The sequence below is a fragment of the Williamsia sp. Y712 genome, from assembly GCF_059445525.1.
The window spans coordinates 1,802,307-1,818,012 of the sequence record NZ_JCAIUN010000001.1 but is presented as its reverse complement, the minus strand read 5'-3'; the positions used below and the strand labels follow the sequence as shown (position 1 = coordinate 1,818,012).

The 15,706-nt window shown below is 63.7% G+C and carries 14 protein-coding genes and 1 pseudogene; 8 read left to right on the top strand and 7 right to left on the bottom strand.

Annotated features, from left to right (window positions below):
- Positions 1 to 52 precede the first annotated feature (52 nt).
- From AC1D75_RS08390 to AC1D75_RS08380, 3 genes are read right to left on the bottom strand one after another with little or no spacing between them, the layout of a single operon-like run.
- A complete protein-coding gene (locus AC1D75_RS08390; protein WP_495514807.1) occupies positions 53 to 1,108 on the bottom strand; it encodes an ABC transporter substrate-binding protein in 1,056 nt (351 codons plus the stop codon).
- 30 nt (positions 1,109 to 1,138) lie between these two features.
- Positions 1,139 to 2,083, bottom strand: coding sequence for a TauD/TfdA dioxygenase family protein (locus tag AC1D75_RS08385; RefSeq protein WP_495514806.1), 945 nt, complete (start codon positions 2,081 to 2,083; stop codon positions 1,139 to 1,141).
- Between the two features lie 27 nt (positions 2,084 to 2,110).
- Positions 2,111 to 3,067 (bottom strand): TauD/TfdA dioxygenase family protein, encoded by a 957-nt coding sequence (locus tag AC1D75_RS08380; RefSeq protein ID WP_495514805.1) that lies wholly within the window; start codon positions 3,065 to 3,067, stop codon positions 2,111 to 2,113.
- Positions 3,068 to 3,282: 215 nt separating this feature from the next.
- Here AC1D75_RS08380 and AC1D75_RS08375 point away from each other — a divergent pair, with 215 nt between their 5' ends.
- From AC1D75_RS08375 to AC1D75_RS08345, 7 genes and pseudogenes are all read left to right on the top strand, one after another.
- Positions 3,283 to 4,041 carry an IclR family transcriptional regulator gene (locus AC1D75_RS08375; protein ID WP_495514804.1) on the top strand — a complete coding sequence of 253 codons (759 nt, stop codon included), beginning with the start codon at positions 3,283 to 3,285 and terminating at the stop codon, positions 4,039 to 4,041.
- A 146-nt stretch (positions 4,042 to 4,187) separates the two neighbouring features.
- Positions 4,188 to 5,261 (top strand): ABC transporter substrate-binding protein, encoded by a 1,074-nt coding sequence (locus AC1D75_RS08370; RefSeq protein ID WP_495514803.1) that lies wholly within the window; start codon positions 4,188 to 4,190, stop codon positions 5,259 to 5,261.
- Entirely contained in the window at positions 5,258 to 6,097 is an 840-nt protein-coding gene (locus AC1D75_RS08365; RefSeq protein WP_495514802.1) for an ABC transporter ATP-binding protein, read from the top strand. Before AC1D75_RS08370 ends, AC1D75_RS08365 begins: the two co-directional genes overlap by 4 nt.
- Positions 6,090 to 6,965 carry an ABC transporter permease gene (locus tag AC1D75_RS08360; RefSeq protein ID WP_495514801.1) on the top strand — a complete coding sequence of 292 codons (876 nt, stop codon included), beginning with the start codon at positions 6,090 to 6,092 and terminating at the stop codon, positions 6,963 to 6,965. Before AC1D75_RS08365 ends, AC1D75_RS08360 begins: the two co-directional genes overlap by 8 nt.
- A 28-nt stretch (positions 6,966 to 6,993) precedes the next feature.
- Positions 6,994 to 8,334: an LLM class flavin-dependent oxidoreductase gene (locus AC1D75_RS08355; protein ID WP_495514800.1), complete on the top strand. Its 1,341-nt coding sequence runs from the start codon at positions 6,994 to 6,996 to the stop codon at positions 8,332 to 8,334.
- Positions 8,331 to 9,701, top strand: a complete 1,371-nt coding sequence (locus AC1D75_RS08350; RefSeq protein WP_495514799.1) for an MFS transporter — start codon at positions 8,331 to 8,333, stop codon at positions 9,699 to 9,701. Before AC1D75_RS08355 ends, AC1D75_RS08350 begins: the two co-directional genes overlap by 4 nt.
- Positions 9,652 to 10,450, top strand: a pseudogene (locus AC1D75_RS08345) (SDR family NAD(P)-dependent oxidoreductase). The gene AC1D75_RS08350 and the pseudogene AC1D75_RS08345 overlap by 50 nt, the downstream one beginning before the upstream one ends.
- 13 nt (positions 10,451 to 10,463) lie before the next feature.
- Here the strand turns inward: AC1D75_RS08345 and AC1D75_RS08340 are convergent.
- The 3 genes from AC1D75_RS08340 to AC1D75_RS08330 all read right to left on the bottom strand — a co-directional run bounded on the left by AC1D75_RS08340 (position 10,464) and on the right by AC1D75_RS08330 (position 13,934).
- The gene (locus AC1D75_RS08340; protein WP_495516015.1) at positions 10,464 to 10,919 is read right to left on the bottom strand and encodes a nuclear transport factor 2 family protein; all 456 of its coding nucleotides are present in this window, start codon (positions 10,917 to 10,919) and stop codon (positions 10,464 to 10,466) included.
- Positions 10,903 to 12,672 carry an N-acyl-D-amino-acid deacylase family protein gene (locus AC1D75_RS08335; protein ID WP_495514798.1) on the bottom strand — a complete coding sequence of 590 codons (1,770 nt, stop codon included), beginning with the start codon at positions 12,670 to 12,672 and terminating at the stop codon, positions 10,903 to 10,905. The genes AC1D75_RS08340 and AC1D75_RS08335 overlap by 17 nt, the downstream gene beginning before the upstream one ends.
- A gap of 107 nt (positions 12,673 to 12,779) precedes the next feature.
- Positions 12,780 to 13,934 (bottom strand): NAD(P)/FAD-dependent oxidoreductase, encoded by a 1,155-nt coding sequence (locus tag AC1D75_RS08330; protein ID WP_495514797.1) that lies wholly within the window; start codon positions 13,932 to 13,934, stop codon positions 12,780 to 12,782.
- Positions 13,935 to 14,046: 112 nt separating this feature from the next.
- On the opposite strand from AC1D75_RS08330, the gene AC1D75_RS08325 reads away from it, so the two are divergent.
- A complete protein-coding gene (locus AC1D75_RS08325; RefSeq protein ID WP_495514796.1) occupies positions 14,047 to 14,421 on the top strand; it encodes a VOC family protein in 375 nt (124 codons plus the stop codon).
- A gap of 95 nt (positions 14,422 to 14,516) precedes the next feature.
- Here AC1D75_RS08325 and AC1D75_RS08320 read toward each other — a convergent pair whose 3' ends face one another.
- Positions 14,517 to 15,476, bottom strand: a complete 960-nt coding sequence (locus AC1D75_RS08320) for a hypothetical protein (protein WP_495514795.1) — start codon at positions 15,474 to 15,476, stop codon at positions 14,517 to 14,519.
- Positions 15,477 to 15,706 lie beyond the last annotated feature (230 nt).

Here is a 15,706-nt window from a genome sequence, read left to right as displayed (position 1 = left end):
TCAGGCGCCTGGAGAATCCCCCAGACGCCTGACCACCCCGCGATGTGTGTGTCTACACACCGTCCTCATTCGAGTCCGGCGGATACGTTCCGTTCGCGTACGGATTGAAATCGTTGGTGTAGAGCTCCTCCACCTTGATTCCGGCCGGAAGCTCACCGAGTCGAACCGCTTCGTCCACCCAGACGGTGAACTCTTCGGGTTTGATCACGCCGCCCGGCACCGGAATTCCCGGACTCTTCCACTTCTTCACGAACTCGGTGTTCTCATTGCGACCGCGGGCGTCGATGATCTCGACGAATCGGTTGACGACTTCTTCCCGTGGACGCAGTTGCGCCCACCGGATCGCGCGCGAGACGCCCTGCACGTAGTCCCCGACCACTTCCGGATTCTCGGCGATGTAGTCGTCCCGGAAGACCTGTGTGGCGATGGAGAGGCTGCCGATCAGGTCCGTGTCCCGGAAGATTTCGTGCAGGCCACCCTTCTCCAGGGCAACGTCTTTGAAGATCGTCCCGAGGTTACCGGCCTCGATCTGACCCTGACGGAGCGCCAGTTCGGTGTTGATCGGCGGCACCACGGTGAGCGCCACCTTCTTGATGTCGTCGTCCGAGACACCTTCACGATGCAGCCACTGTTTGATGGCGTACTCGTGATAGGCGCCGAGGGTGTTGATGCCGACCGCCTTTCCCACCAGGTCCTGCGCCGTCTCGATACCACTGCCCTCCAGGGAGTAGTAGCCGTGGAACGTTTGATCGTCGGACCCGTTGGTCGAGAGAACCCCGGTCACCTTCGACCCGGCCTGCTGGAGCTTGGCGACCGAGCCGTTGAACGCGCCGCCGGTATCGACCTCACCGGTTGCGACCGCCTGAATGTCCTGTGGCCCACTGGTTGTGTCGCCGACCCACTCGAGTTTGACCTTCTGGAAGTACCCGAGTGATTCGGCGAGTTCTGACCATCCGACCTGCGACGCCCACCCCTGGTAGCGCACCGAGACCTTGCCGTCCTCACCCACCTCGGCGGTGGCTCCCGACGAACACGACGCGAGCAACATCGTGATGGCGGCAAGCACCGCGACAACGGTGCTGGTGGCGACCTGTGGTCGATTGGTCATGGGACTTCTCTCTGTCAGTGTGGGCGCGGCCTATGAGCCGATGAACTGTTCGCCGGAGATGGACACCGATGGCCGGCCGTCGACGCCGACCGGGACATCGCCTTCGATGGTGGTGCGGTACAGCGTCCGCGTCACGTCCAGATGATTGATGTCGCCCGGCGCCAGATGTGCCGTCGCACGGTTGTCCCAGACCGCGATGCTGCCCGGCAGCCACCGGAAACGCACCGTATACGCCGACCTGGACACCTCCTCGAACAGCAGATCGAGGAGCGCATCACTCTGCCGCCTGCTGAATCCGATGATCCGGTTCGTGAATCCGGGCTGGACGAACAGAATCCGCTCCCCTGTCACCGGGTGGACCCGCACCACCGAGTGCTCACTGATCAGCGGGGCCTTGCTCACCTTCTCTCCATAGCTGCTGTCGGACTTGAAGATCGGGTGCCTGCCACCGAAACGGTGCTCGGCCCGCAGTCCGTCGACGAGTTCCTTCAGCGAGTCCGGAAGTCCTTCGTAGGCAGCAGCCAGGTTGGTCCAACTGGTGTCGCCCCCGCGCACCGGTGTGACGTCGGCACGCAAGATCGTCACGGCCGGCGGATTCACCAAAGCCGTTACATCCGTGTGCCATTCATTGGTGTAGCTGGCTGCCTTGATCCCGAACTTGCGTTCGTAGTCCCGGTTGTCGACCTTCAGGATCTCGGGGAACTCGGTGGGCGCATCATCGTCGTAGGGGTGTGATGCCGTGACCCGGCCGAAGGTGCGCGAAAACGCGATCTGCTGAGCGTGATCGATGTCCTGATCGCGAAAGAACAGCACCTTGTAGTGGTGCAGGCCCTTGGTCAGGGCCCGGGACTGCTCCGGCGTCAGGGGGTCTCGCAAGTCGATTCCGTCGACCTCGACTCCGATGTGTCCGGCGACGGGAAAGAACCGGAGATCGGCCCGGGTGGTGTTCTCGCTGATGTTCTCGGTGATCGTCATGGCTGTTGGTGCCTTTCTGGTTGTTTCTCAGGCGCTCTTGCGCGCGAAGAATGGTTCACCCGAAACGGATCGGGACTGCTTGCCGCCAACCCCTTCGGGCACATCACCTTCCACGGTGGTGCGGTGCAGAACGCGAACGACGTCGAGATGATCCAGGTCGGTCGGGGCCTGGTGGATGGTCGCCCGGTTGTCCCAGACACCGATGCTGTCGGGCGTCCAGCGAACTCGGACGGTGATGGCCGGGTTGGTGATCTCCTCGAACAGCAGGTCCAGGATCCGGTCGCTCTGCGACGGGCTGACACCGAGGATCCGGCTGGTGAATCCCGGGTTGACGTAGATCAGCCGCCGGCCGGTGACCGGATGCACACGGATAACAGGATGTTCGCTGATGATCGGGGTCTGCGTGGTCAGCGCCTCGGACTCAGAGCCACTCTCCCAGCGCTTTTCGCGCCCTCCGAACCGGTTCTCGGCGTACAGACCTTCAAGGAACCCCTGCAGTGAGGACGGCAGGTTGTCGTACGCCGCACCGAGATCCGCCCACGTCGTATCACCGCCGACCTCGGGAACCAGTTCGGCCCGCAGGACGGTCACCGCCGGAGGATTGATCAGCGCTGTGACGTCCTGGTGCCAGAAGTTGGCGTAGCTGTATCGCCGCGAACCACTCCGGCTGGCGTAGGTGCGTGAATCTACCTCCAGCACTTCAGGATAACCAGCAGGTGACTTGTCGGTGTACCCGAGCGGATGTGCATCGGTGACCGGTCCGAAATACTTCGTGAACCGGATCTGCTGCGCATGATCGATCTTCTGATCCCGAAAGAACAAGACCTTGTACTCATACAGCGCGTCCCGAAGTTCTTGTTGCGCCCGCACATCGAGGTCCTCGGTCAGACTCACTCCCGAAACCTCGGCACCGATATAACCGGCAATCGGCTCCACCGACAACCTGGTCGCCACCGATTCCCCGATGTTGATAACTGCAGTCATTTGCTCTTCCATTCTCTATTCGATAGGCGGGCCATCCGCTTTCTGTGATGGAACTCAATTGATCATCGAGGGTGCAGTTGATGGCAAGGATGCCTTCCACAATGTGAAATCCCTGGCTAGATAGGTTCACTGCGCGCACAAATGTATGCGGCGGGCGACGGGGGCACCACCATGTCAACCAAGGACTGCACGCACACTCCAGGGGGGAGGACCAGGTGACCGAACTGACCGGGACGGAGCAATCGGGGCGAACCGGATCGCAGTCGGTCGAGCGCGCGATCTCGGTGCTGTACGCGATGGAAGGTGCGGAACGCTCGCTCACGATCAGCGAACTGGCGGGTCGTGTTGACCTGCCGGTGAGCACGACGCACCGCATCGCACAGGCGCTTGTCCGTGGCCGGCTGCTGGCACGGGAAGGGCCGAGTTCGTACCGGATCGGCGACGGGATCACCGCGCTCGCACACACAGCGGCCCGCCAGATCGACGTCGATGCCGCGGCCCCTCACCTGCACGGTTTGTCGTCAGGAATCCGGATCACCGCCAGCCTCGGGGTTGTTGAGCACAGCGAGGCCGTAACGGTCTATTCAGCACGGCCGCCATCGATGTTCTGCGGTCATCAGTTGCCGAGCCGCCGGTCCAAGCTCGAAGACAGCGCGATGGGGCAAGCGATTGTGGCCTTCGGTCAACGTCGGGACCGGCGTATCGCGGCCATTCCCGACGTACAGGCATCACGACGGCGCGGTTACTCGGTGTCCTCCGCGGACGGCGTCACCGCGATCGCGGTACCGGTCTTCGACGCCGACGGTCAGGTCCGGGCATCCATCGGCGTACAAGCACGAAGTGTTCGGCTCAACCATGAACTGATCAACCAGATCCATCCCGCGATGCGGCAGACCGCCGAGTTGCTGCGCGGTGTGGTGGCCGAGGGTCCGATACGGACCAACATCGATCAACTTATACGCGCCACGATTTAATCGTGGCAAATCTTCCACAATGTGAAATAAGTTGTTGAGGCCAGGGGGGTCCGAGCCTGAGAATCGGTCCATACACCAATTCTGTGTCCGTATTCAGACGTTGTTCTCGAACGCATCAATAAATCGGACAAATCGAAAGGAAAGCAGTGAGTCACATTCACAAGTGGCGCGTAATTGTCGCAGCCGCACTTGCATTGACCGTCGGAGTGAGCGCTGCCGCCTGCGGTTCGTCCGACGAGGCAACCGTCACCGCAGACGGCAAGACGGAGCTGCGCTACCTCGGTTCGCCTGCCACCGTACAGTTCCCGGAGCTGGCGGCCGATCTGGGCTACTTCACCAAGGTATCGATCAAATCAGTCGGTGAGACAACCAGTGGGCCCCAATCGATTCAGGCCACAGCGACTGGGGATTCCGACTTCGGTGGGGCCTTCAACGGCGCCATCGTCAAGCTGAAGTCAGCCGGCTCGCCCATCACGGCGGTTGTCGACTACTACGGCGCCGATGACAAGACATACAACGGATTCTATGTCACCGAAGGATCCCCGATCCGCGGTGCGCGCGACCTGATCGGCAAGAAGGTCGGCATCAACACACTAGGGGCGCACTCCGAGTTCGTCATCCGTGAATGGCTTGCCCGCGAGGGGCTTTCGAAAGAGGAGATCACATCGGTGCAACTGCTCGTCGTACCGCCCATCAACACCGAATCGGCACTTCGTCAAGGACAGATCGACGTCGGGGCCTTCAACAACATCTTCCGCGACAAGGCTCTCGAAACAGGCGGTCTACGGGAGCTGTTCACCGATGCGGTATTCGGAGACTTCAGCTACGGCAGCCTCGTCCTGCGCGATGACTTCATCGAGAAGAACCCGGAGGCCGTCAAGGACTTCGTCCAGGGCACGGCCCGCGCCATTCGCTGGACGCAGGTGACACCGCGCGACGAGGTGGTCGCCCGATACAAGGACATCATCACCAAACGCGGAAAAGGTGAAGACCCCGCACTGGCCGACTACTGGCAGAGCTCGTCCATACCGACCCCCGGCGGAGTCATCAAGCCAGAAGAGTTCCAGCTCTGGATCGATTGGCTCGTCCGCAACAACGAGTTGGATGAAGGTCAGCTGACACCGGACGATCTGTACACCAACGCCGACAACCCCTATTCCGACGGCACATACCAGCCCGACTCGGGCCCCGACGGCCAAGCGGTGGTGGCAGCGCGATGACCACTCCGAAACTGGAACTGCGAGGCGTGCGAAAGTCGTTCTCCTCCCCCGGAAAGCCCGACTTCGTAGCCATCGACGACATCAGCATCGCATCCCCCGAAGGTGAGTTCCTGGTGCTCGTCGGGCCAAGTGGCAGTGGCAAGTCCACGCTTCTCGACCTGGTGGGCGGGCTCACCACGCCGACCGCTGGCGAGATCCTGCTCGACGGCAAACCCATCACGGGTCCGGGCCTGGACCGCGGCGTGGTCTTTCAGCAGTACGCTCTCCTGCCGTGGCGCACAGCCCGCGCCAACATCGAGTTCGGGCTGGAGGCCAACGGGATCTCCCGCAGGCAGCGCCGCGCGATCGCCGACGAGTACCTCGGGTTGGTCGGCCTGGGCGGATTCGCCGACCACTATCCACATGAACTCTCGGGTGGCATGAAGCAGCGCGTGGCGATCGCCAGAAGCCTCGCGTACGACCCCGAGGTGCTGCTGATGGATGAGCCGTTCGCCGCGCTCGATGCGCAGACCCGAGAATCGTTGCAGGACGAGCTTCTTCGCATCTGGCGGGCGACCGGCAAAACGATCCTGTTCATCACACACGGCATCGACGAAGCCATCTACCTCGGCCAACGGGTCGCCGTGCTCACCGAACGTCCGGGCCGGATCAAGGAAGTCCTCTCGATCAGTATCGACCGCGAGGCAGTCGACGACATCCGGTCGTCCGAACAATTCCGTGACTACCGGCACCGCATCTGGCTGTCGTTGCGGCCTGAAGTCCAGAACACTTCCCGCGGAGACGAAGCGCAGCGGAGCTCGACCATTCCACTGATCGGAGCAGGAACCCATGTCTAGTGTCACGCTCGAGAAGGCAGTAGCCGCAGCACCGGTCGAGGCACCATCCGACTCGGCGCAGGCCTCGACCCAATCGCCAGGCCGCCGAATATTCAGTGGGGCAACCAAATCAAGCAAGTGGATCTTTCGTTCGACGATCGCGCTGGCATTGCTGATCGCCTTCTGGGAGATAGCACCACGCGCAGGACTCGTCGACCGGACGTTCCTGCCGGAGTTCTCGGTGGTGGTGAAAGCACTGGTGGATCTGGCCGAGAGCGGCCAATTGTGGGAGCACATCTCCGCCAGCCTGAGCCGAGCGCTCAAAGGTTTTGTGGTTGCCGTGATCGTCGCGGTGCCGCTCGGCATCGTGATCGGTTGGTACCGACCGGTGGCGCAATATCTCAACCCGGTACTCGAGTTGTTCCGCAACACCGCCGCTCTCGCCCTGCTGCCGGTCTTTGTCCTCATCCTGGGCATCGGCGAGACCTCGAAGGTGGCGCTGGTGATCTACGCCTGCGTCTTCCCCATCCTGCTCAATACGATCTCCGGGGTCCGGACCGTCGACCCGCTGTTGATCAAATCCGCTCGCTCTCTGGGACTTCCCTCCTATCGGCTGTTCCAGAAGGTGATCCTGCCGGCCGCGCTGCCCACCATCTTCACCGGCATCCGGCTGTCGGCGGCCGCGTCGATCCTGGTGTTGATCGCCGCCGAGATGGTCGGTGCGCGGTCAGGGCTGGGTTACCTGATCATGGCCAGCCAGTTGAACTTCCAGATCCCGCAGATGTACGCCGGCATCCTCACCATCGCACTGGTCGGGTTGGCCTTCAACTTCGTCCTGGTTCTGTTCGAACGTCGGTTCTCCCGTTGGCGCACACCCGCCAACGTCTGAATAACTCTCACCAACAAAGGAACTCATCATGTCTCGTCAACTACATCTGAACGCCTTCTTGATGGGAGTCGGGCACCACGAGGCCGCGTGGCGCCATCCGAGGACGGACGAACAGGGCATCCTCGACGTCGGCCACTTCGTCAGGCTCGGCCAGATCGCCGAACGCGGTCGCCTCGACTCCGTGTTCTTCGCGGACGGGCTGGCTGTCGGTCCCAACATCCGCCGGAACACTCAGGCGATCTTCGAACCGATCACGTTGCTCTCCGCCATCGCCGGTGGCACCAGCAAGGTCGGGCTGATCGCCACTGCCTCAACGGGTTACAACCATCCGTACACACTGGCCAGGGCCTTCGCCTCACTTGAGCACATCAGCGGGGGGCGGGCAGGCTGGAACATTGTGACGTCGGGACAGGAACTGGAAGCACTGAACTTCGGCTACGACGCGATCCCCGATCACGCCGGCCGATACCGGCGGGCCCAGGAGTTCGTCGACGTCGTCAATCGACTCTGGGACAGCTGGGACGACGATGCCGTGGTGCTCGACGTCGAGCGGGCCGAGTTCGCGAATCCAGATCTGGTCAGCCCGATCCACCATGTGGGCGAGCACTTTTCGGTACGCGGTCCGCTGAACTCTCCGCGATCTCCGCAGGGAAGGCCGGTGCTGGTCCAGGCCGGATCGTCGGAAGACGGCAAAGAACTCGCCGCCCGGTACGCCGAGGTGGTGTTCACCGCCCAGCGCACCATCACCGAGGGCCAGGACTTCTACCGCGACCTGAAGGGCCGACTGGCGCGCTACGGCCGAAGTCTCGATGATCTACAGATCCTCCCCGGCATCGTGCCGTTCATCGGGAGCACCGAGAAAGAGGCCCTTGACCTCGAGCGGGAGTTCACCGACCTGATCTCCCCGGACTATGCGCTCGGCCAGCTCTCGAACTTCTTCAACGTCGACCTCACCGGGCTCTCACTCGACGCCCAGCTCCCCGATCTACCACCGGAGTCCGAGATCGAGGGCCACAAGAGCAGGTCGACACTGGTGCGCCAGCTCGCCGCCAACGGCAATCTGACGATTCGCGAACTCATCGGGCGCCTCGGCGGAGGTCGCGGTCACCGCAGCATCGCCGGTACGCCCGAACAGATCGCCGACAACCTGATCGACTGGGTCGACGCAGGCGCCGCCGACGGTTTCAACGTGATGCCGCCGTACCTGCCCGGCGGACTCGAGGACTTCGTCGACCACGTGGTGCCGATCCTGCAGGCGCGCGGGCGATTCCGTGAGGACTACACCGCATCGACATTGCGTGGGCACTACGGCATCGAGCTGCCGTCGACCACCAACCCGGTTCGGGAGACTGTGTCCACGTCGGCATGACGTCACTCGACGACCCCGAGCCGGAGACGAAGCCTGCGGAGCTCGACCTGAGGAGACGGGAGACGAAGCCTGCGGAGCTCGACCCGATTGGACGGGAGACGAAGCCTGCGGAGCTCGACCCGATTGGACAGGGTTCGGTCGAGCGCCCACTGCGGTCACTGGCCGGTACGGTCTATCTGCCTGCCGCCGCCTACGGGATCGGGCAGGGGGCGGCAGCACCGGTGATGGTGCTGTCCGCCCTCGAGCTCGGCGCCTCAGTTGCTGTCGCCGGGCTGATGGTGGCCATCGTCGGGCTCGGACAGGTCATCGGCGATACCTGTTCGGGGCAGATCGTGGCGAGGATCGGTGAACGACGGTCGATCATCGCCGCCAGTTCGGTTGCGGCGACGGGCGCACTCACCTGCCTGTTGGCGAACACCCTGTGGCTGTTGGCCTTTGGAATCCTCCTCGTGGGTCTGGCCAACGCGGTCTGGGGTTTGGCGCGACAGAACTATTTGTCGCTGGCAGTGCCGTTCGCCTGGCGCGCGAGGGCGATGTCGTTGTTCGGCGGGGCGATGCGGTTCGGGTTCTTCGTCGGGCCGCTGGTGGGGGCAGGCGCAATCGTGCTGATGGGGTCCAGAGGCGGATTTGTCGTTCAACTGGCGGCGATCGTCGTCGCCGGACTGATGATGGCGCGGTTGCCGGATCCGCCGGGCGCCGGTGCCGTGGCCTCACCGCAGAGCTTGCGAGGGGTGTTCTCCGAACACGGCCGTCTGCTGGCCACCCTCGGTGCCGGATCGCTACTGCTCGGAGTGGCCCGCAGCTCGCGAGACGCGATACTGCCGTTGTGGGCCAACCACATCGGATTGTCCCCCGCTGTGGCGAGCCTGTTGTTCGGCGTCGGCGCCGCGGCGGACGTATTGTGCGCCTACCCCGCCGGACATCTGATGGATCGCTTCGGGCGCACGTTTGTGGCCATCCCGTCGATCGTGGTGCTCGCGGTGGCGTATCTGACGCTTCCCCTCACCTCGACCGCCGCTGGTTTCGCCGCTGTTGCCGTCGTGATGGGCATCGGAAACGGATTCGGGAACGGGGTGATCATGACCATCGGCGCCGATGTCGCACCGGGGTCGGGACGGGCCGAATTCCTTGCCGCGTGGCGGTTGACCCACGATGCGGGATTTTTGGCCGGCCCGCTGTCGGTCGCGGTGTCGGCAGCGGTCTTCCCCTTGTCGGCCGCAGCATTTGCCGCAGCAGGACTTTCCGCAGCGGGCGCCGGACTCCTTGGCAAGTATGTTCCGGAATACACCCGTACCAACAAACACAAGGAGCGAATCGATGGACCTGGGATTGACCGGAAAACGAGCGATAGTCACCGGCGGCAGTAAGGGCATCGGATTGGCGATCGCCGGGGCGCTGGTCGCCGAAGGCACCGACGTGGTGATCGCCGCCCGCGGTATCGAGGCGCTCGAGAAGTCCGCCGCCGACATCGCCGAACGTTCCGGTCGGCGGATCCTGGCCATCCCTGTCGACACCGGCGACGACGCCTCCGTCCAGAATCTGGTGGCTCGCACGGTTGCAGCGCTGGGTGGCGTCGACATCCTGGGTGAACTCGGCGGCGACCCCGTGGAGCGCAGGTGCGCCGACCGACTTCGCCGCGACCACCGACGACGTCGTTCGTCGCGAGGTCGAGATCAAGGTCCTCGGTTACCTGCGCACCGCGCGGGCCGTTGCACCACATCTCATCGACCAGGGGTGGGGCCGCATCATCAACATCAGCGGTCTCGGTGCGCGACAGGCGAACTCGATCGCCCAGACCATTCGTAACGTCAGTGTGTCGGCGTTGACCAAGAACCTGGCCGACGAACTGGGGCCGCACGGCATCAACGTCACCGTCGTCCATCCCGGTCGCACCCGGACCGTCCGGCTCGACGAACAGCTGGCCGCCCAGTCGGCGGAGACGGGCACCCCAGTCGCAGAACTGGAAGATGCGTTGGCCACCAACTCCATCCGGCGGATCGTCGATGCGAGCGAGGTCGCCGACGTGGTGACCTTCCTGGCGTCGCCACGCAGCATCGGCATCACCGGGGACGCGATCGCCGTCGGTGGCGGCGTGCCGGGGTCGGTGTACTACTGAGGCTCGCTCGCCATCAAATCTGTCCGGTGGCGTCGTACATCCAGGACATGTCGGAGGCGGCCAGCTTTTCCGTCCAGTCCGACGGAGCGGTGGATGCCAACCCGCCGAAGTCCCAGTAGTCCTTCCACAGAGTGATCTTGCCGCCCGACACCTTGTGAATCGTCACGAAGGCCAGTGTGGCGGTCTCGCCGGTGGGCCAGGTCCAGGTCTCGCTGTGCTCGTACATCACGTCGGGGCCGCTGGAGATCAGGAGGCCGTCGTGGTTGCTGTAGTCGGCCAGCGGTTCCAGGCCCACCTTGAGCCGCTTGACTATGTCGTCGGGCCCACGCGCCGCGGCGGCGGGTCCGAGTGGCATGTCGACGTAGATGCAGTCGTCGGACACGAATCCCTTGACCCCCTCCCAGTCCCGTTTGCTCAATGCTGCCCAGAGACCCAGGACTGTGGACTTGTTGTCATCTGACACGCTCAGACCTCTTTTCAGTTGTTCTCGCGGGTAGGAAACGGCCGAACCTCTTGTGTCCGAGCACCTCTGCCGGACGGCCTCCGGTGAACACCGTCTCGCCGCCCACCATGACGGCGCGGACGGTGCTGTCGTTGCGGTTGACCATCCGCGACAGCCCACCGAACTGCTCGACCTCGGCCTCCTGGTAGTCCTCGAGCGAGGCGTCCAGATGCTCGGGGTCGAGGAGAAACAGGTCGGCCCGGTCACCGACGCGCAGGTGTCCGGCATCGATCCCATACCAGTCGGCGAGCTCGCCGGTCAGCCGATGCACCGCATGTTCGACCGTCATGAACGGTTCACCGGCTTCGGCGGCCGAATGCACGTGCCGTAGCAGTCGCAGTCCGAAGTTGTAGAACGCCATACTCCGCAGGTGTGCGCCCGCGTCGGAGAATCCGATCTGGATCCCCGGCTCCTTCGCCAGCTTCTTGAGGAGCTCGGGACGGTGATTGGAAATGGTTGTGCGCCAACGCACCTTCGTCCCGTGCTCGAGAAGGAGGTCGAGGTACGCGTCGACCGGGTGGACCCCGCCGCGGTCGACACCCACCTGCCCGAAGGTCTTCCCGACCACAGCGGGATCCGGGCACTCGACGATCTCGGCGTCGAAGAAGTCCCGATGCCAGACCCGGGGTCCGTACTTTTTGTCGTAATCCTTGCGGAAGGCGCGGCGGTAACTCTCATCGCGCATCAGCTCATTGCGATCGATCTCGTCCTGCAGGTGCAGCGCTGCCGCGCCGGATCCGAACTCCTCGAACACGGCGAGTTCCATACCGTCGGCGTACACCTCGAACGGAACGGGCAGGTGCTGCCACCGGAAGTCGCCGCCGAGTCGGTTCACTCCCCTGGCGATGGGACCCATGGCGTGGATGACCTCCGGGCGGGCCTTGATGTCGGCCGCCGAGAGCAAGCTCGTCTTCAGTTGTGGCCGAACCCATCCCAGTGACGTGAGCACCTGCGACAGCACGTTGAGTGGGCGTGAGATGTCGGGCCCGGTCTGCAGGACGCGTTTGCGGCTTCGCAGGATCGCGTTGAGCTTCCGCAACTCGCGCCGCTTCGCATACGTGGACGGGAGCGTCCGGGACCGGCAGACCTCGCCGTCGAGTTTGTCGAAGAGGAGCTGCTGCGAGGACAACCCCAGGAAGCCCGCATCCAGCGCCTCGGTGAGCATGCGTTCCATTCGGAGTTGCTCCGCAGGCGTGGGCGTGACGTCACCTCGGGTGGCGCGGTCGAGGCCCATCGTCGCGGCGCGGATGTCGGAGTGCCCGATGAAGGCCGCGACATTGGGGCCAAGGGCGAGGGACTCGAGCGCCTCGACGTACTCGCCCGCGGTCCGCCATGTTCTGTGTTGTTCGATGTTCGAGATGACATGTTGCCGCGGGATCGCCTCGACCCGCCCGAACAGGTCACCGGCAACATCGGCGTCCACGTGGATCGTCGACAGCGAGCAGGAACCCAGCAGCACCGTGGTGACGCCGTGGCGCAGCGATTCGCTCAGCTCCGGCCCTCCGAGCACCTCCACGTCGTAGTGGGTGTGGATGTCGACCATCCCGGGCAGGACCCACAAACCGGATGCGTTGATGACGTCGGAGCAACCGTCCGCGTCGAGAGATTCGGCGGAGATCTCGATAATGCGGCCATCACGGATCCCGATGTCGCGGATCTCTGACGCGGAGCCGGTGCCGTCGAACCACCGCCCGCGACGAATCACGGTGTCGTAGGTCATGGACGGATTACAACCCAGGCCGGCAAGTCACGTCAGCCGAATCACCAAGCTGGTGGCAAGTTGCCGAACCTCGTTGGCATAGTGCAAATGATCCTCGATGGGGGCCGTCAGGCCGGTGCCGGTTTGTGTTCGGCGACGAGCTTTTCGGCCAACTCGTAATCCTCGTCGCTGTTGTAGGTCAGACCTCCGACGGTGACTCCGTCACTCTGGTACCAGACCACGAATCCGCCGTCGCGTTCGATCAGATGGGCGTTGTCGAAGCCATCACCCCAGGCGGCGTACTTGAGGGTGTGTTCGCCGATGGTGGTCCAGAAACCGGGAACCGCATCCCACGATCGTTCGACACCGGCGACCGTCGCACCGGCGACTTGCCCCTGATCGGCGGCGTCCTGCCAGTGCTCGGTCGCGATCCGGCGTCCGGCCGTCGGATTGTGGGCGAAAGCTACATCACCGACCGCAATGATGCCGTCTGCACTGGTGCGCATGTGTTCGTCGACGACGATCCGGCCCTGTTCTGTGGTCAGCCCCGCGTCCTGCGCAATGTCGACGCAGGGCGTGATGCCGGTGGCCGCGAGGATCAGGTCGGTGTCGATCCGTACGCCATCGTCGAGGGTCACAACCCCGTCATCGAGTCGGGTGACCGTCGCCCCGCCAACGTATCGAACACCGGAATCTTCGAGCATCCCGAGTATCTTCCTGCCGGCGTCGGGACCGAGTCGACGTGCCTGGGGCACCTGTGACGGCGCGACGAGAGTGGTCGTGATCCCCCGCGCCGACAACGATGCAGCCGCCTCGCATCCGATGAACCCGGCACCGATGACCACCGCCGAACCGGCCTGCTGCGCGGTGGTGCGCAGGGCCCTGGCCTCGGCGAAGGACCGCAGTATCAGCGCATTCGCGGCGCCGGGCACAGGCATCGTCGCCGGCCTGGCACCCGTCGCCACGACCACGGTGCCGAAGTCGACGGTCTCGCTTGTCGACAGTTTTGCGGTCCGGGCGTCGACGTCCAGTCCGACAACCGATGTGGCCGTGCGTATTTCGATGTCCCGGTCGGCGTACCACGGTTGCGGATGCTGGGTGATGTCATCGAACTCGCTCGCCCCCTGCAGAAAGTCCTTGCTGAGAGGCGGACGAAAGTAGGGCGCATCGGCGTCGGTCGTCACCATCAGAACATGCGCGCTGCCACCGTTGTCCCGGTAACCCTCTGCCGCGCGGATCGCGCCGGGTCCACTACCGATGATCAGTACGTCGCTGCTGTCCATATGTGGTCGCGTACCCGAATTCGAGTCCGTGAACCTCAACGGACCAAAACTGTCCGCAATTGCTGGGAAGCTGATTTCAGTCCCCGAACAGCCCGCAACCAGGAGGAAAATCATGGACTGGACACTCGAAGTCATCACGTTGCCGGTCACCGACGTCGACCGGACGAAGGACTTCTACGAAAAGATCGGCTTCAACCCCGACCACGACCACACCGTGTCTGACGACATCCGTTTTGTGCAGATGACCCCACCCGGATCGGCCTGCTCCATCGCTTTCGGCAAAGGAATCGTCGACGGCGAACCCGGGTCGGTGAAAGGCCTGATGGTCTGTGTCTCCGACATCAACAAGGCCCGCGACCATCTCCTCTCGGTCGGCGTCGACCCGGGAGAAGTACAAATCCAGCCCTGGGGCCACTTCGTCTACTTCGACGACCCCGACGGCAACCGCTGGTCCGTCCAGTACCTGCCCTACCGCGACAACGCCTGACCCCCGTCCCCCACCCTTCCCAAATTCGCGCCACTTGCCTGCGTTCGCGCCTGTTGCAACCGGCGCGAACGCAGGTAAGTGGCGCGAATTTGGGGTCAGGCAGCAGCCATCAGGCCGTGTACGGTCAGCGCCTCCACCAAGATCCGGTGCAGACGTTCCGGCTTCTCCAGATCGCGCCAGTTCCAGCGCACGACAAAGACCCCTATACGACGCAGCCTCTGCTCACGCCACTTCTCCCGCTCATACGCCTGCTCAGTCGTTTCACCGGGACGGAGGTAGCGGATGTATTTCGCGTAGCCGTCGAACTCGCCGGCCACCAGACCATCCCAGTCGAAATCGGTGCGGGCCACAAAAGTTCCATCGGGGGTCAGGAACTCGTGCTGCAGACGTGGAACCGGTATGTCACCGAAGCTCAACATCAATGCGCGAGAGAGGGATTCACCAATGCTCTCGGACTTCCCGTCGGCCACCGCGAGTGCTGCGCGAGCAATCGAGACGCCGGTCCTCCCTGCGCTACGTCGTAAAACGGTCTCGAGCTCGGATCGCGACACCCCCGCGTACATCGCACCATCGAGCACACACACCGCCTGAAAGAACGTCCCGCAGCGCGCGACATCGATTGCCGTCCTCGCCGGCGAGGTCACCAGGAACTCACCAACCGTGACCACCTCGTCGGGCTCCCATTTTGCCCCGTGCACGACACATGCCCGGCCCTTCCGGTGGCCTCCCCCGATTCGGTTTGCAGTGAAGTGGACCCGGGTTTGGTCACCATCAAGCGCCGGTAGCCCGTGCAGGACTGCGGCAGACCAGTGACTGATCGCCTTGCCCGGCTCGCCATTGTCGGCCGCCGCGAGGACCTGCCGCCGATAGATCTCCCTTTCGCGCACAAAACGATCGAGCGCAGCCAGATCTGCGCTGAAGGTGTAGAAGCCGCGGTACAAGCGGCGTATCTCACCTGTCTTGACGCGGGTGGCCAGCTGCCGGTCGAGTTCGCCGATCTGGACTGCATCACGGCGACGGACGAGGTTGGGGTCTTCGATGTTGGGTTCGCTCATGCACCGACCTTCAGCGGCGGCACCGACCGAAACCGCGCTCACACGAGGCCCAGTCGCCCAGCCTGTGGATAGGAACCGCCCCTGTGCACAACCGAATTCGCGCCACTTGCCAACACATGCGCCGGTTGCAACCGGCGCGAACGCAGGTAAGTGGCGCGAATTTGGGGGTGGGGGTATCAACACAAAAAAGCGGGCGCCCCCTCGAAAGGGAGCGCCCGCTTTTGGTTGCG

Excerpts from the sequence above, each read along its gene's own strand:
- AC1D75_RS08390 (WP_495514807.1), bottom strand. The coding sequence starts at position 1,108 with ATGACCAATCGACCACAGGTCGCCACCAGCACCGTTGTCGCGGTGCTT.
- AC1D75_RS08385 (WP_495514806.1), bottom strand. The coding sequence starts at position 2,083 with ATGACGATCACCGAGAACATCAGCGAGAACACCACCCGGGCCGATCTC.
- AC1D75_RS08380 (WP_495514805.1), bottom strand. The coding sequence starts at position 3,067 with ATGACTGCAGTTATCAACATCGGGGAATCGGTGGCGACCAGGTTGTCG.
- AC1D75_RS08365 (WP_495514802.1), top strand. The coding sequence starts at position 5,258 with ATGACCACTCCGAAACTGGAACTGCGAGGCGTGCGAAAGTCGTTCTCC.
- AC1D75_RS08360 (WP_495514801.1), top strand. The coding sequence starts at position 6,090 with ATGTCTAGTGTCACGCTCGAGAAGGCAGTAGCCGCAGCACCGGTCGAG.
- AC1D75_RS08355 (WP_495514800.1), top strand. The coding sequence starts at position 6,994 with ATGTCTCGTCAACTACATCTGAACGCCTTCTTGATGGGAGTCGGGCAC.
- AC1D75_RS08350 (WP_495514799.1), top strand. The coding sequence starts at position 8,331 with ATGACGTCACTCGACGACCCCGAGCCGGAGACGAAGCCTGCGGAGCTC.
- AC1D75_RS08335 (WP_495514798.1), bottom strand. The coding sequence starts at position 12,672 with ATGACCTACGACACCGTGATTCGTCGCGGGCGGTGGTTCGACGGCACC.
- AC1D75_RS08330 (WP_495514797.1), bottom strand. The coding sequence starts at position 13,934 with ATGGACAGCAGCGACGTACTGATCATCGGTAGTGGACCCGGCGCGATC.
- AC1D75_RS08325 (WP_495514796.1), top strand. The coding sequence starts at position 14,047 with ATGGACTGGACACTCGAAGTCATCACGTTGCCGGTCACCGACGTCGAC.
- AC1D75_RS08320 (WP_495514795.1), bottom strand. The coding sequence starts at position 15,476 with ATGAGCGAACCCAACATCGAAGACCCCAACCTCGTCCGTCGCCGTGAT.